The following is a 14,868-nucleotide window of genomic DNA, read 5'->3' on the forward strand; positions in this document are numbered from 1 at the left end:
GCTCACATCACACGGCGTGTAGCGGTGGCCTAACGGTCTGTTGCCCGGCCGCCGTCAACTCGGCTGCCCTGGCCTGATCCCGGTGCGCCAGGTTCCGCGCTCCGGATCGAACTCCTCCTCACCCCGGCCGGATCGGTGAGATGAGCGCGCGCGCCGGGGCGTCGCCCCGCTGGGCACGTGGGCGGCCCGGTGTCGGCGGATCCTTGCTGATGGCTGACAGGAGGCTTGCGACCAGGGGGTTTTGGTCGTCCTTGCGCCAGGCGACGGCGACTCGTGTGCGGGGGGTGCCGGGACCGATGCCGCGGAAGGTGACGCCTTCGAGACGGATACGCCGGATGCTCGCCGGAGCCAGTGACACACCCAAGCCGGCTTTCACCAGGGCGCAGACGGTCTGCCATTCCACCGCGCGTTGCACCACCCGGGGCGTGAAGCCGGCGGTGGAGCACAGGCCGGTGATCTGGTCGTGCAGCGGCCAGACCGTCCGAGAGGCCGGTGAGGGCTTGCACGGCGGCCGGCAGCAGCTCCTGGCCTGCCGGAGTAAGAGCTACGCGGCCCGGTTCACGGCTGAACAGCGCGTGGCCGACCTTGCCTTCGAGGCGACTGATCTGCTGGCTCAGCGGCGGTTGTGCGATGCCCAGGCGCGCAGCCGCACGACCGAAGTGGAGTTCTTCGGCGAGTACGACGAAAGCATGCAACTGAGGCAGGCGAAGTTCGGGACGCTCCATACGCCTAGAGATATCAGGCAATTCCTCTGACTGTATTAGACGTATCACCGTTGGCCACTTAGCGTTCGGCGCATGACGGAGCGACGTGCGATCCTCGGCGGCTCGACCTTTGAGGAGCAGATCGGCTATGCCCGTGCCGTGATCGACGGTGACTGGGTACATGTTTCCGGGACGACCGGGTTCGACTACACCACCATGACGATCTCCGACGATGTGGTCGAGCAGGCTGAGCAGTGCCTGCGCAACATCGAGGCCGCGTTGGCCGAAGCGAAGTGCACCTTCGCGGACGTCGTACGAGTGCGGTATCTCCTGCCCGACCGCGTCGATTTCGAGCCCTGCTGGCCTGTCCTGCGCCGATGTTTCGGCGAGGTCCGGCCGGCTGCGACGATGCTCGTGTGCGGTCTCGCCGACCCCCGGATGAAGATCGAGATCGAGGTGTACGCGCGGAGGGGCACGGCCTGACAGCCCGTGTGAACAGCTCCAGGCGCGGTGGCGCGACCACCCCCCCGCATCCGCGGCGGGAAAGGGAACAACCCGCTGTGGAGGGCGTCCTGTCCTCGCTGTGCAGGGCTTGAGGCGCTCAAGCCAACGGTTGCGTGAAGACCTGCTCGCCCTCTCCTTGCGGTTCCTCGAAATTGGCCAGGTAGCGGGAGAACAATTTCGCGCCCACGGTCACGGAGTTGGCACCCTCCTCGCGGTTCCGTTCCTGGAGGCGACGCTCCAGCGTCCCCCGGTCGGCCTTGAGGTGGATCAGTTCCCAACGGCAGCCGTGGCTCTCGACGAGTGCCTTGTAGTCGTCCCGGGCGGCACGACTCCAGAAGCTGTAGTCCACCACCACGTCGCGCCCGGCAAGCATCAACTCCACCAGTTCCTGCCGCTGCTCGCGGCGGACCTCTTCCTTGAGCTCGTCGAACGCCTCCGCCTGCAGCACCACGCCGGCATCGCGTCGCCCGAGTCGGTGCCAGACCACCTCGTCGATCGAGAGCCGGACGTAGCCGCGGCGCACCAGTTCCATCGCCCAGGTGGTCTTGCCCGCTCCTGGAAGACCACACATCAGCACCACTGAGCTCACTTGTTGCGTCACGGAGCCAGGTTAGCGCCGAATGCACTCGTTCCCCGGCGCGAGAAGCCGGACGAAGCCGGCGACCCCCGGCCGTCCGTCACCGCGGGTGCGGTGCACGGGTGCCTTTCGCGTTGCCGCGGAGCTGTTGTGCCACGGAGCGACGGCGGTGACTGCCGACGTCGAGTGTGTCCGCACCGCCGGGACCCCCGCATCGCGGATCCATGGGGATCGTGCCGTGCTGCATCCGGCGCGGGCGGATATGGCGGGCGTGACCGGACACTTCATGTGGTGACCTCGGTGATGAACGCGGTGAGGTTGGCGACGGTCCGCTGGATCTTCTCCTGAGGTGAGCGACTTGGGGAGCCGCGCGCCGGCGCCCGCGTCCTTCTTGCCCCGCACATGCAGCGGGCGGGCGAAGTCGCTGCATATGTAGGCGCCCACCGAGTTGCCCTGCTGCCCGGCCTTGTCCGCCTTCGCGGCGACCATCAACGAGACGCCCGCGGTGTGGGTGGTCATGCACATCGTGCACATGCTGCTCCGTGTCTGCCAGGAGTCGGCGCTGGAGCAGCGCAGAGTGAGCGCCACCGGGCGGCCGTCCAGCTCGGTGGCGAGGTGGGCACGGTCGGGGGCCTGGGGGTCGCGCCGGCCGAGAAAGTCCAGGTCGTCCCCGGGGTCGCTCGGTCAGGTCGCGGGGGACGGGCAGACGCTTCGCCGCGCCCTTGGTGCAGTTCACGAACGCGGTACGGATCTCTTGCTCGGTCAGCGGCTTCATGGAGTGCAGGCTAATTTGCCTATAGGCTTTAGGTAAATGCATAATGGACATCGCTGAATGGGGGGAAGGTCATGGTTCGAGTAGGGCTGACACCGGAGCGACTGACCCGGGCAGGGGCGGAACTGGCTGACGAGGTCGGCTTCGATCAGGTGACCGTTTCGGCGCTCGCCCGACGGTTCGACGTCAAGGTCGCGAGTCTGTACTCGCACCTGAAGAGCTCCCAGGATCTCAAGACCCGGATCGCGCTGTTCGCGCTGGAGGAGCTCGCCGACCGGGTCGCCGCCGCGCTGGCCGGGCGTGCCGGCAAGGACGCACTGGCGGCCTTCGCGGATGCCTATCGCGACTACGCCAGGGAGCACCCCGGTCGCTACGACGCTGCCCGGCTGAGGCTCGATCCCGAGACGGCGGCCGCCAGTGCCGGCGTTCGGCATGCACAGATGACACGGGCCATCCTGCGGGGCTACGACCTGACGGAGCCGGACCAGACGCACGCGGTGCGGATGCTGGGCAGCGTCTTCCACGGCTACGTCAGCCTGGAGACGGCCGGAGGCTTCAGCCACACCGCCGTCGACTCTCAGGAGTCCTGGGTCTGGATCCTGGACTCCCTCGACACTCTGCTTCGGAACCGGGCCACCCCCTGACCCATGCGAGGCCGCGCCGCCGAAGGCAATCCGTCGCGCCGCGCACCGTATCCGAACAATCCGGAAACCTTGATCAACAGGCTGGGACGATGAACGCTGAGCACGACTGGATCACCACCCCTGTCACCGCGGACATCCTGCGCGGTTTCCTCGACGCGGAACCGACCACGCACGGCCTGCTGCCGCATCGGCTGCCCGCCCGAGCGCGTCGACAGATCCCTGACGACCAACTGGCCGTGGCGGAGGCCCAGCCCTCCGGCGTGCGCCTGGTCTTCCGCACCCGGGCCACCACCATCGAACTGGACACACTGCCCACCAAGCGGGCCTACCGGGGTTTTCCGGCCCCGGCGGACGGCGTGTACGACCTGCTGGTCGACGGCCGCCTCGCCGCCCAGGCCACGGTGGCCGGCGGCAACGTCCGTACGATCATCGACATGGTCACCCAGGCCGCCGAACTGCGTGAGGGGCCTGCCGGCACCGCTCGCTTCACCGATCTGCCGGCGCGTGACAAGAACGTCGAGATCTGGCTTCCGCACACGGAGATCACCGAGCTGATCGCCCTGCGCACCGATGCGCCGGTCGAACCGGCGCCGGACAACGGGCGCAGAGTGTGGCTGCACCACGGCAGTTCCATCAGCCATGGTTCGAACGCCGCCCACCCGACTGCCATCTGGCCGGCCCTCGCCGCGGCCCAGGGAGGAGTGGAGCTGGTCAACCTGGGGTTCGGCGGCAGTGCGTTGCTCGACCCTTTCACCGCCCGTGCGATGCGGGACGTCCCCGCGGATCTGATCAGCCTGAAGATCGGCATCAATGTCGTCAACACCGATGCGATGCGTCTGCGCGCCTTCACCCCAGCGGTGCACGGCTTCCTCGACACCATCCGCGACGGGCATCCGACCACGCCGCTGCTGGTCGTGTCCCCCCTCCTGTGTCCGGTCCAGGAGGACACCCCCGGCCCTCTCGCGCCCGACTTCGGCGGCGGGACCCTGCGGTTCAAGGCCACGGGCGATCCAGCCGAACGTGCTGCCGGGCGTCTGACCCTCAACGTCATCCGCGACGAACTCGCCCGGATCGTCGAACAGCGGGCGGCTGACGATCCGAACCTCCACCACCTCGACGGCCGTGACCTCTACGGCGAGAGGGACTACGCCGAATTCCCGCTGCCCGACGAGGTCCACCCCGATCCCGCGGGGCACCGACGCATCGGCGAGAACTTCGCGCGGCTCGTGTTCGGCGACGGCGGGCCCTTCGCCACCACGACCGGCTGAGCAATCCCCGGCCACGTCGGCTGGCGGTCGGTGCGGGTGCGAAGTACAAGCTGGTCTCGGGCGGCCGGATCCTGGCATTGATGATCATCGGGATTGTGCCAGGGGTGTCGCAGCGGCACGGGATGCCTGGTCGTCCGGGCGGCGGGGGAGCGCACGGGCGCGTACGACGGTCGGTGGGCCGGTGCAGCTCCGGCCGCCGCAGGAACCTCTGACGGCTCGCCGGCCCGGTCGACGGTCGGAGACGTCGGAAGGGAGCCCGACGCACGGTACGAGCCGGCAGGCCGGCACCAGCGCCGGACCCGTCCACCCTGCCGCACGCCAGTCCTGCGCGACAGACCACAGCCCGGCCCGCCGGCGTCGGCAGCTCGCGCTCCGACGCGGTGACGGAACCGACCCGAGGTAGCGCCTCGCGGCTCGTCGCACGCCCATGCGAACATGACCTGCTGCTGGTGGCTGCCCACGAGCAGCGTTCCCGGTCAGCGCGGGGCTGCCGGGGGAGGGGGGCATCTCTGTGGGCGATAACGATGAAGCACGCCGAAGACTCTATGGGCTGATCTCCCGTAACCCGGGGTGGTCGCTCGAGGACGTCGCGGCGGAGGTGCGCTGCTCACTCGCCGAGGCCGAGCAACTGTGCGAAGAACTCAGTCTCCTGGGGTTGCTGACGCCCGCGTCCCACTCGCCCAGCGGTTATCTGACAGTGGCCCCGGAAGCGGCTTTGACCAGATTGTTCTCGGCGGAGGAGCGGCAGACCGCCGCCCACACGCAGCTGCTGTCGAGGATCCGGGAGGCGATCTCGACACTGGCGCGTGACTATCACCGGCTGTCGGAGGAGCGGAGCGAGCAGGTCGAGGTGCAGATCCTGCCGAACCCGGCCCTGGTGAACGTCTTCCTGGAGGACGCCGGCAGCACGGCGCGTGTACGTATGCGGTCCATGCACCCGGGTGGGCCGCCCCCCGAGGGGCTGATCGACGACATGCTGCTGCGGGACAAGGAGATGGAGAGCCGCGGAGTCAGGGTCGAGGCGCTCTATCTGCGCCGGACCGCGGAGGTTCCCTACATGGCGGGTTATCTGGCGGACGCCGTGCGCCCGGGCCGGGAGGCCCGTACGGCCGATTACCTGCCCCTTCGGATGCTCCTGTTCGACGACGATGTGGCGGTGCTCCCCGTCGACCCCGACGACAGCGGCCAGGGTGCTCTCGTCGTCCATGGGCAGGCGCTCGTCCGGTCGCTGCACGCGCTGTACGACTACTGCTGGCACAGTGCCACACCCTCGCACCCCGTGCAGGCGTCCCAGACGGTCGACCTGGTGCTGGACGGCCCGGAGCTCGTCATCGTGCGCATGCTCGCGGACGGGGTCAAGGACGAGGTGATCGCCCGGCGGCTGGGGATCTCTTCCCGCACGCTCAGCAGGTCCATTTCCGGGTTGATGGAGCGGCTGGGCGCGCAGACGCGGTTCCAGGCCGCTTTGCGCATAGCGGAGTTGGGCCTGCTGAACTGACGGCTCCGCGCGTCCCGTAGGAGGTGAGTGGGAGGCGGGTCGCCGGAACCGCAGGGTTCCGGCGACCCGCCTCCCACTTTTCCGCTGGTGGGAGCGGGGCCTGACCTGCCCTTTGCCTTCGGTCTCACATGGTGAGACTTCGCTGAGTCGTGGCAGGTGGCCGCCATGTCAAGTCGACGCCGCTCCAATCCCTTGATCCGGTACAGCGGCTGCGAGCAGCATGAACCAGCCAGCCCGGCCGGGAGTAACTGCCTGAGGCCGAAGCGAGCTCCTCGCACCTTTCTTGTCGACATTCCGGGGGATACCTATGTCTGCGATCATCCGCGCCTTCGTCTGTACCGTCCCGCTCGCTCTCGCCCTGGCGTGCGTCGGGCTGGAGCTCGGAGCGGGCGCCGAATCCACCGGCCACAACGAGGCCCTGGTGTCCCTCACCGCGGCGCGGAACGCCCCGCAGGGCGACAACGGCTGGTGGTAGCGGGCCCCGTGCCGCAGTGCCGTCTCGCCCCGCCCCAGCCTGCCCGTCCCTCCCAGGAGCACCAGATGGATGTCATCGCCGCCGCGCCACCCGAGGATCCGGGTACGGCAGCCACCGACCGTGTGCGCAGTCTGTCCCGCACCGTCGACGTCGCCGTCGTCGGTATCGGATACGCCGGCCTTCCGCTGGCTGTGGCCGCTGCGACAGCCGGCTACCGCACCCGTGGACTCGACCTCAGCGATTTCCTGGTGGCGCAGGTCAACATCGGCCGGCCTCCCGTGGACACGGTGACCGGCGCCCAACTCGGCGCGGTCTCCGGGCTGCTGGACGCGACGACCGATCCCGCGTTCCTGTGCGACTGCTCGATCATCGCGCTGTGTGTGCCCACCCCGGTGGACCCCCACGGGGTGCCGGACCTCGAACCCCTGTTGTCCGCGGCGCGCACGGTCCGGCACCACCTCTCGCCCGGCCAGCTGATCGTCGTCGAGTCGACCACCTACCCCGGCACCACCGAGGGCGTGGTCCGCCACATCCTGGAGGAGTCCGGACTGGTCGCGGGCCGGGACTTCGGACTCGCGTTCTCCCCGGAACGGGTCGACCCCGGTAACACGCGTTTCGGCTTTCACAACACCCCCAAGGTCGTCGGCGGGCTGACCGCCGAATGCGCCGGCCGGGCCGCCGAGTTCTACGGAAAGCTGACGGAGCGGGTGCACGTCACCCGCTCCCCTCGCGAGGCCGAGGCCGCGAAGATCCTGGAGAACACCTACCGCCAGGTGAACCTCGCACTCGTCAACGAGTTCGCGCAGATCTGCCACCGCCTCGACGTCGACGTATGGGACACCATCGAGGCAGCCGCCACCAAGCCTTTCGGGTTCACCCCCTTCCGCCCCGGCGCGGGAGTCGGTGGCCACTGCATCCCGGTCGACCCGCTGTACCTGGTCCATCGTGCGACCCAGGCGGGCGTACCCTTCCGCATGGCCGAACAGGCCCAGCGCATCAACGACTCGATGCCGGTGTGGGTCGCCTCCCGGGCCGGGGAGCTGCTGGCCCGGCACGGCATCCCGGTACGCGGGGCGCGGATCCTGCTCCTCGGCGTCACCTACAAACCGGACATCGCCGACACCCGCCACTCGCCCGCCGAGCCGCTCGCGGCCGAACTGCTGGGTGCCGGAGCCGAGCTCACCTTCCACGATCCGTACGTGGACTCGTACTCCGTACGCGGTCGTCAACTCGCCCCTACCCGTGATCTGCGCGCCGCCCTCGCCGCCGCCGACCTCACCATCGTCGTCCAGCACCACACCGTGTACCGCCAGGAACTGCTCGCGGAGGCGCGGCTCCTTCTCTGCCCCAGCGGTCCCACCACCACGAAGAAGGGCCGACCGGCATGACGGCCCCCCGCCCCACCACCACACCCATGACCTCACACCTCCCCGCCGTGGCTGCGCTCGTACACGCCCGTGCCGCCACCGGTCCCTCTGCCGTCGCACTGCGCTCCCACGGCTCCACCGTCACCTACGCGGAGCTGTGGCAGCGGGCGACCGACACCGCCCGCGACCTCGACCGTACGGGCGTGCGCCCCGGGGACATCGTCGCGGTACGGCTGCCGGCCGGGCCGGAGGCGGTCGTCGCCATGCTCGGCACCTGGCTGGCCGGCGCCGCGTTCCTCCCCATCGACACCGCGACCCCCGATGAGCGCCGCGGCTACCTGCTCCGGCACTCCGGCGCCGTCGCGACGATCGACGCCGAGATCGGCCTCACCCTCCTCGAACCCGCCTCCGTCGGCCGGGCAGGGACGGCGGCGCCGGGCACGGCGGATCCCGCCTACGTCGTCTACACCTCCGGCTCCACCGGCACCCCCAAGGGCGTCCTGGTCGGGCACGAACAGCTCGCCGGGCACATCACGGCCGCGGTGGCACTCTTCGAACTGACCGCGAACGACACGGTGCTGCAGTTCGCCAGTCTCGGGTTCGACGTCGCACAGGAGGAGATCTGGCCGACCCTGGCCGCAGGGGGCACCCTCGCCTTCCACGGCGGCGGCGTGCCCGACACCGGGTCGCTGGCCTCCCTCACCGAGCTGCTGGACGTCACCGTGCTCCAACTGCCCACCGCGTACTGGAGGATGGTCTGTTCCGAGCTCGACGGCGCGACCGGCCCGTCCTTCGCTGCCGTACGCACCGTGGTCATCGGCAGCGAGAACGCCACCACGGACGAGGCCCGGACCCACCGGCGTACCCCGCTCGGGCACACCACCCTGGTCAACGGCTACGGGCCCTCGGAAACCGTGATCACGGCAAGTGCCCTGGTGCTTCCCCCCCACGCCCCGGTACCCGCCACCGCCGGACTGCCCATCGGCGGTCCGGTCGGAGAGCGCGTGCTCCATGTACTGGACGACCACCGCAAGCCGGTCGCCGCGGGCGAGAGCGGCGAGCTGTGGATCGGCGGGCCGCTGCTTGCCGCCGGATATCTCCACGACCCTGCCCGCACCGAGGAGCGCTTCGCCGCCGACCCCTTCGCCGCCGACCCCGCCGCGCGCATGTACCGGACCGGCGACATCGTGCGCCGCCACCGGAGCGGCGACCTGGAATTCCTCGGTCGCACCGACAACCAGGTCAAGGTACGCGGCCACCGCATCGAACTCGACGAGGTCGACCGCCATCTGCTCACCGCCCCCGGGGTGACGTCCGCGGTCGCCTTCACCGTGGACGACGGCGACGGGGGGCACCTGCTGGCCGCGGCACTCGGCCGTTCCGCCCAGGGGCCCGACCCACAGGCCGTCCGCGCCCATCTCCGGGAACGGGTGCCCGGCTACCTGGTACCCGGCCGGATCGCGGTGCTCGACCGGCTGCCGCTCACCACCTCCGGCAAGACAGACCGTCGTGCGGCCGCGTCCGAGGCGGCCGCGGTCCTGGCCGCCACGGCCGGGACACAGGACGACGACAGCGAACTCCCGCCCCTCGACGCCGTGGTCCGGATGCTGCGCGGACTGCTCCAGGATCCCGGCCTCGGCCCCGACGACGACTTCCTCGCCCGCGGCGGGGACTCCCTGATGGCCATGCGGGTCTGTGCCCGGATGCGCTCCCTGGGCGTGCCCATGCTCCCCGCAGACCTGCTCACCGGCCGCACCGCCCGCATCGCCGCCGCCCGCGCCGGCGAACGGTCCGCACCCGTGTCGCACAGTGGCGCGGAACCGGCCGGTCCGCTCGACCTGCTGCCCGCGCAGCAGCGCTGGCTGTACGACGGCGAGCTTCCCGAGCCGGATCACTTCTGCCTCAACGCGCTCTTCGCCACCGACCCCGGGCTGGGCGTGGACCGGCTCCGCGCCGTCGCCGGGAGCCTGCTGCTGCGCCACTCCGCGCTGCGCACGGTCCTGCACGCCGACGGCACGGCCGCGCTGGGCGAGCCCGACGTGGACGCGGCGGTCCACAGCGTCGACCTCGGCAGCATTCCCGCCCGGCGTCGCACCGAGCGACTGGAAGAGGAACTGGCGGCCGTCCAGCGGTCCATGTCGCTCGCCGACGGCAGGGTGTTCCACCTGCTGCACGCGGAGCTCGGCGACGGGACGGCGCGCCTCCTGATGACCGTGCACCATTTCGTGCTCGACGGGGTCTCCATGGGGCTCCTCGTCGATGACCTCGAAGCACTGCTCGCAGGCGGCGCCACGCAGCCGCCCGCGACCGGGCCGCGCACCGTCGGCACGGCGATGCGCGCCTGGCTGGACAGCCCGCAGGCCCGGGCGGATGCCGCCGAATGGGCCGCCCGAGCCCGGGACTTCGCGGACCTGCGGCCCGAATGGCAGGACGACGACCGGCTGCCCAGCCTGCGCACCCACCGTTTCCGGCTCTCCGCGGACTCCACCCGGCTGGTCACGCACGTCCTGCCCGCCCGCGGCATCGCTCCGCACGACTTCGCGCTCGGCGCCCTGGTGGGCGGCCTCACGCTGTGGACCGGTCACCCCGTCCACGGTGTGGACGTGTACGCGCACAGTCGCGACACCTCCGTCGGAGATCTCGACCTGTCCCGCGCCGTCGGCTACGTGCAGAGCACCTTCCCCGCCGTACTGCGCTGGCAGGGCGACGGCATCACCGCCCTGCGCACGGCCCTTGAGGGGTTGTCCGCGCTGCCGGAACGGCGGTACGGATTCGACGCGCTGCGGTACGCCTCGCCCGTCGAGGCCGAGCGAGCCGCGCTGCGTGGCTGTCCCCACCCCGCCGTCCGGCTGAACTTCCGCGGTCATCTGCTGAGGCTGGAGCAACGGGCTCCAGGCGCAGTGCTCCGCCCCGCCGACGAGAGCTTCGGCGCACACCGCTCGCCCCTCCAGCGGGAGCGCTACCTGCTGATGGCGGAGGGCGACATCGTCGACGGGGAACTGGAGATGAGCCTCAAGTACTCCACCGGCCACTGGAGCGACGGACGGATCGAGGAGCTGGCCCACGCGATCGAACGGGTGATGTCCGGCGTGCTGTCCGCACCGGACGCCCCGCGCGAGACGGCGGGAGACATCCGGTGAGCGCTGCCACGGTCCCGAACATCAGCGGCATACCCGAGGAGCACCAGCCTGCCGGAGGCAGTGCCGCCGGCTGGCCGCTCGTGCTCTACTTCCACCACGTCCACCCCGACGTCCGCCACTACACCGCGCTCACCCCCCGGGACTTCGAGCGGGGCCTGGAACGCGTACTCCAGGACTTCGCCCCCTACGAGCCGACGGGACTGGTGGCCGGGGACGCGCCGCACCGGCCGGACCGTCCCACCGTGCTGATCACCTTCGACGACGGCTACCGCGACAACGTCACGTACGCCGCCCCGATCCTTGACCGGCTCGGCGTGCGCGCGGTGTTCTTCGTCTGTACCGGCCTGCTCGGCCGGCGCAGCGAGCAACCGCGCCAGGACCGGCTCACGTACGAGGAGTGCGACCGGCTGGCGGCCGACGGTCATGTGATCGGCGCACACACCCGTACCCACCCCCATCTCGACCGGGTACCGGCGGACCGCGCACGTGAGGAGACCCTCGGCTCGATCGCCGACATCGAGGCCCGGTACGGACCGGGGCCGGCGCGCCTGTTCGCCTACCCCTACGGGGGGATCCCCGAGGCGGCGGACGTGCTGCCCGACGACGCCTTGGCCTTCGGCACCGTGCGCTCGCCCGCACAGCCGTGGACGGCCGGACCACACGCCATCCGGCGCACCTACCTTCCCTCCGGATCGGTCAGCGACTGGGACGGGCTGGTGGATCACTGGCGGGCCCAGTGGACCGGGACCACGCCCGCCCGGCCGGCCACCGCGCCGCCGGCCTCCGCAAGCCCCGATGGAGAAGCCCATGACTGAACGCACCTCCTGGCACGCCCGGTTCGCCCGGGCCCTGCCCGCCACCCGGGAATCCAAGATCATCGCGCTGAACGCGTTGGTCGGCTCCGTGGGAACCGGCATGTTCCTGGCGGGCTCGGCCCTGTACTTCACCCGTTTCGCAGGGCTGACGGAGACACAGCTCGGTGTGGGTCTCGCGCTCGCGGGCATCGTGGGCCTCGCGACCACCGTGCCCATGGGCCGGCTCGCGGACCGGTTCGGCCCACGCAACGTCCTGCTCGTCGTCGTACTGTGGCGGGCCGTCGGCTACGTCGCCTACCTGAACGTCGACGGCTTCACCGAGTTCGTCGTGACGGCCTGTCTGCTGTTCATCATGGACCGGGCGGGTCAGCCGCTCAACCAGGCTCTGGTCGGCCGCATCATCACGGGCACCGAACGCAACCGCACCATGGGGTTCATCCGTTCCCTGCGCAACCTCGGTTTCACCGTCGGTTTCGGACTCGCGGGAATCGCGCTGACGACCGGCTCGGAGACCGCATTCCGCTGGCTGTTCATCGGCAACGCGATCAGTTTCCTCTTCGTCTTCGCCTTCGTCAGCATGCTGCCGAAGGTCGGTCCCGCAGCCCCCGGCGGCAAGGACGGTGACAAGAATGCCGCCGCTGTCGTCCCGCCGCTCCGCGACTGGCGGTTCGTGGCCGCGATGGCAGCCAACGGCGTGCTCTTCCTGCACGATGCCGTCCTCATCACGGTGCTCCCACTGTGGGTGGCCGAACACACCCGGTCCCCGGACTGGATGATCACGGTGCTGGTCACCACCAACACCGTCATCACCGTGCTGGGACAGGTCAGAGTGACGAGGCACATCGACAGCCTCCCCTCCGCCGCACGCGCCACCAACTGGTCAGCCGTCCTGCTGGCGTTCGCCTGCTGCGCCTTCGCCGCGAGCGGCGTGACGGACACCACTGCCTGGACCACCGTCGCCCTGGTGGCCGCGCTGCTGCTGCTGACGGTCGCCGAACTCCTGCACTCGGCGTCGTCGTGGGAGATCTCGTTCGCGCTCTCCCCTGACGCGGCCCAGGGCCGCTACCTCGCCTTCTTCAACCTGGGCTTCTCGGCCGCCGAGATCGCAGGCCCGGCCGTCGTCCTGTGGCTGCTCGCCCGCAGTGGCCCCTCGGGCTGGCTGATCCTCGCTGTGTGCTTCCCTCTCGCCGCCGCGCTCAGCTGGGTGGGAACGCGTCCGAGGACGGCGGCCGTACCGGGGCGGACCGATCCAGAATCCACTGCCCTGTCCGCCACGACCGGCAGCTGACCCCACCCGTATCCACGGAGGAGTTCCATGTCCGACACCCCGCCCCCGCTGCATCTGCTGATCATCAGCGGCGGACGCGATCTGCCCGACCGGGCCCGCGACGCCTGGCCCGGGCTGCGTACGACCGTCATCTGCCGGCCCGAGGTCGTGCCCAGGCTGCGCAGCCGGGAGAAGATCCACCGGCTGATCGTGCTGCGGGAGGACGCGCCCGTCGACGAGTGGGTCGCCGCCGCCCGGTTCGTTCACGGAGTCGATCCGGTCGACCGGCTCACCAACTTCACCGAGAAGGACACCGAGAAGACCGCCGCCATCGGCAACGCCCTCGGCCTTGCGTGGCACAGCCCCGAGACGGTGCGAGCCGTCGCCGACAAGTGCGAGATGCGGCGGGTCCTCACGGCTGCGGGCGTCGGTGGCATCACCGCAGAGACCGTGCACGACGCCGAAGGTGTCCTCAAGGTCGCCGAGAAGGCGGGATACCCCCTGATCTGCAAGCCGGTCCGCGGCGTCGCCAGCAAGGGCGTGACCCGCATCGACGGCCCCGCCGACATCGAGCGCGCCCTCGCCTGGGGCGCCACCGGCGCCGGCGACCTCGACTCGCCCGAACTGCTCGTGGAACCGTTCCTCAGCGGCGCCGAGTACAGCGTCGAGTGCGTCAGCGAGGACGGCGGACACCTCGTCGTCGGCGTCACCCACAAGATCTCCGAGCACGACCACTTCGTGGAGGTCGGGCACGTCGTTCCGGCCCCACTGGCCGCGGAGGACGAGCAGCGCATCGCCGCCACCGTCCGTGACATGCTCACCGCTCTCGGCGTGCGCCAGGGGGTCACCCATACCGAAGTGATCGTCTCGGCCGACGCGGTGCACGTGGTGGAGACCCATCTGCGCCCGGCGGGCGACGAGATCCCCGAACTGTGGGCACGGATCAGCGGTGTCGACCTGATCGACGTGGTGGCCCGCCAGGCCGTCGGGCTGAAGGTGCTCGAGGACGTACGGGCCACGCTGGAGCGCACGCCGGACGGACCGCGCGCAGCCGCCATCTGGTACGCCTGCCCGGACGCCGTCGGCGAGATCGTGGAGGTCACGGGCGAGGAGGAGGCCCGTGAGCTGGAAGGCGTCGTCGACGTCGAGGTGCTGCGGGAGCCGGGCAAGCGGCTCAACGGCGTGACAGGTTCCTTCGCGCGCGGGGCACACGTGTGCGCGGTGGGCGGCACCCAGGAAGAGGCGCTGGAGCGTGCCAGGGAAGGTGTGCGGAAGCTGTCGTTCACCGTACGCAGCGACGGAATGGCCGCGCGCCACGAGACACTTGCCCCCACTGGCTGACACCACGTCAGTCCCGACCCCCGACTCGCGGCAGCGAGAAACAGAAGAGAGAGACGAGCATGAGCAACGAGAACACGACGAATGCGGCCGCCCACGGCGAGGACACCACCGACTACTCCTTCGGCGGTCTCCACCACGTCCAGCTCGCCATCCCCGCCGGCGCCGAGGACCTGTGCCGTCAGTTCTGGGGCGAGGTCCTGGGCATGACCGAGCTGGAGAAGCCGCCGGTGCTCGCCGCCCGCGGCGGATGCTGGTTCCGCGGCGGCGGTCTTGAGGTCCACCTCGGCGTGGAGCAGGACTTCAGCCCCGCCCGCAAGGCGCACCCGGGCATCCTCGTCCACTCCCTGCACGGCCTCGCCAAGCGCCTGGAGGAAGGCGGCCATGAGGTGACGTGGGACGACAACTTCCCCGGCCACGACCGTTTCTACGCCTTCGACAAGCTCGGCAACCGGCTTGAGTTCCTGGAGCCGCAGGCTTCCTGAGCGACCGCCCGCAC

12 protein-coding genes and 2 pseudogenes are annotated in these 14,868 nt (G+C 70.4%); 11 read left to right on the forward strand and 3 right to left on the reverse strand.

Going from position 1 to position 14,868, the window contains the following annotated elements:
• Positions 1-118: 118 nt before the first annotated feature.
• Positions 119-725 (reverse strand): annotated as a pseudogene (locus ACFVXE_RS21235) (LysR family transcriptional regulator).
• A gap of 72 nt (positions 726-797) precedes the next feature.
• Here ACFVXE_RS21235 and ACFVXE_RS21240 point away from each other — a divergent pair.
• On the forward strand, positions 798-1,187 hold the full coding sequence (locus ACFVXE_RS21240) for a RidA family protein (RefSeq protein WP_389673067.1): 390 nt from the start codon (positions 798-800) through the stop codon (positions 1,185-1,187).
• Positions 1,188-1,305: 118 nt separating this feature from the next.
• Here ACFVXE_RS21240 and ACFVXE_RS21245 read toward each other — a convergent pair whose 3' ends face one another.
• Positions 1,306-1,809 carry an AAA family ATPase gene (locus tag ACFVXE_RS21245; protein ID WP_389673069.1) on the reverse strand — a complete coding sequence of 168 codons (504 nt, stop codon included), beginning with the start codon at positions 1,807-1,809 and terminating at the stop codon, positions 1,306-1,308.
• Positions 1,810-2,069: 260 nt separating this feature from the next.
• Positions 2,070-2,560 (reverse strand): annotated as a pseudogene (locus ACFVXE_RS21250) (FBP domain-containing protein).
• A gap of 71 nt (positions 2,561-2,631) precedes the next feature.
• Here ACFVXE_RS21250 and ACFVXE_RS21255 point away from each other — a divergent pair.
• From ACFVXE_RS21255 to ACFVXE_RS21300, 10 genes are all read left to right on the forward strand, one after another.
• On the forward strand, positions 2,632-3,201 hold the full coding sequence (locus ACFVXE_RS21255; RefSeq protein ID WP_389673071.1) for a TetR/AcrR family transcriptional regulator: 570 nt from the start codon (positions 2,632-2,634) through the stop codon (positions 3,199-3,201).
• Positions 3,202-3,290: 89 nt separating this feature from the next.
• Entirely contained in the window at positions 3,291-4,469 is a 1,179-nt protein-coding gene (locus ACFVXE_RS21260) for a GDSL-type esterase/lipase family protein (RefSeq protein ID WP_389673073.1), read from the forward strand.
• Positions 4,470-5,184: 715 nt separating this feature from the next.
• Positions 5,185-5,967, forward strand: a complete 783-nt coding sequence (locus ACFVXE_RS21265; protein WP_389673075.1) for a LuxR C-terminal-related transcriptional regulator — start codon at positions 5,185-5,187, stop codon at positions 5,965-5,967.
• Between the two features lie 307 nt (positions 5,968-6,274).
• Positions 6,275-6,442 carry a hypothetical protein gene (locus ACFVXE_RS21270; protein WP_389673077.1) on the forward strand — a complete coding sequence of 56 codons (168 nt, stop codon included), beginning with the start codon at positions 6,275-6,277 and terminating at the stop codon, positions 6,440-6,442.
• Between the two features lie 65 nt (positions 6,443-6,507).
• On the forward strand, positions 6,508-7,830 hold the full coding sequence (locus tag ACFVXE_RS21275; RefSeq protein ID WP_389673079.1) for a nucleotide sugar dehydrogenase: 1,323 nt from the start codon (positions 6,508-6,510) through the stop codon (positions 7,828-7,830).
• Between the two features lie 26 nt (positions 7,831-7,856).
• Complete coding sequence (locus ACFVXE_RS21280) at positions 7,857-10,949, forward strand: amino acid adenylation domain-containing protein (protein ID WP_389673081.1); 3,093 nt, start codon at positions 7,857-7,859, stop codon at positions 10,947-10,949.
• Positions 10,946-11,764 (forward strand): polysaccharide deacetylase family protein, encoded by an 819-nt coding sequence (locus tag ACFVXE_RS21285; protein WP_389673083.1) that lies wholly within the window; start codon positions 10,946-10,948, stop codon positions 11,762-11,764. Before ACFVXE_RS21280 ends, ACFVXE_RS21285 begins: the two co-directional genes overlap by 4 nt.
• Positions 11,757-13,052, forward strand: a complete 1,296-nt coding sequence (locus ACFVXE_RS21290) for an MFS transporter (protein WP_389673085.1) — start codon at positions 11,757-11,759, stop codon at positions 13,050-13,052. Before ACFVXE_RS21285 ends, ACFVXE_RS21290 begins: the two co-directional genes overlap by 8 nt.
• Positions 13,053-13,079: 27 nt before the next feature.
• Positions 13,080-14,372 carry an ATP-grasp domain-containing protein gene (locus ACFVXE_RS21295; RefSeq protein WP_389673086.1) on the forward strand — a complete coding sequence of 431 codons (1,293 nt, stop codon included), beginning with the start codon at positions 13,080-13,082 and terminating at the stop codon, positions 14,370-14,372.
• A gap of 59 nt (positions 14,373-14,431) precedes the next feature.
• Positions 14,432-14,854: a glyoxalase gene (locus ACFVXE_RS21300; RefSeq protein WP_389673088.1), complete on the forward strand. Its 423-nt coding sequence runs from the start codon at positions 14,432-14,434 to the stop codon at positions 14,852-14,854.
• Positions 14,855-14,868: the final 14 nt, after the last annotated feature.

Source organism: Streptomyces sp. NPDC058231, from assembly GCF_042882275.1.
Classification (GTDB): Bacteria; Actinomycetota; Actinomycetes; order Streptomycetales; family Streptomycetaceae; genus Streptomyces.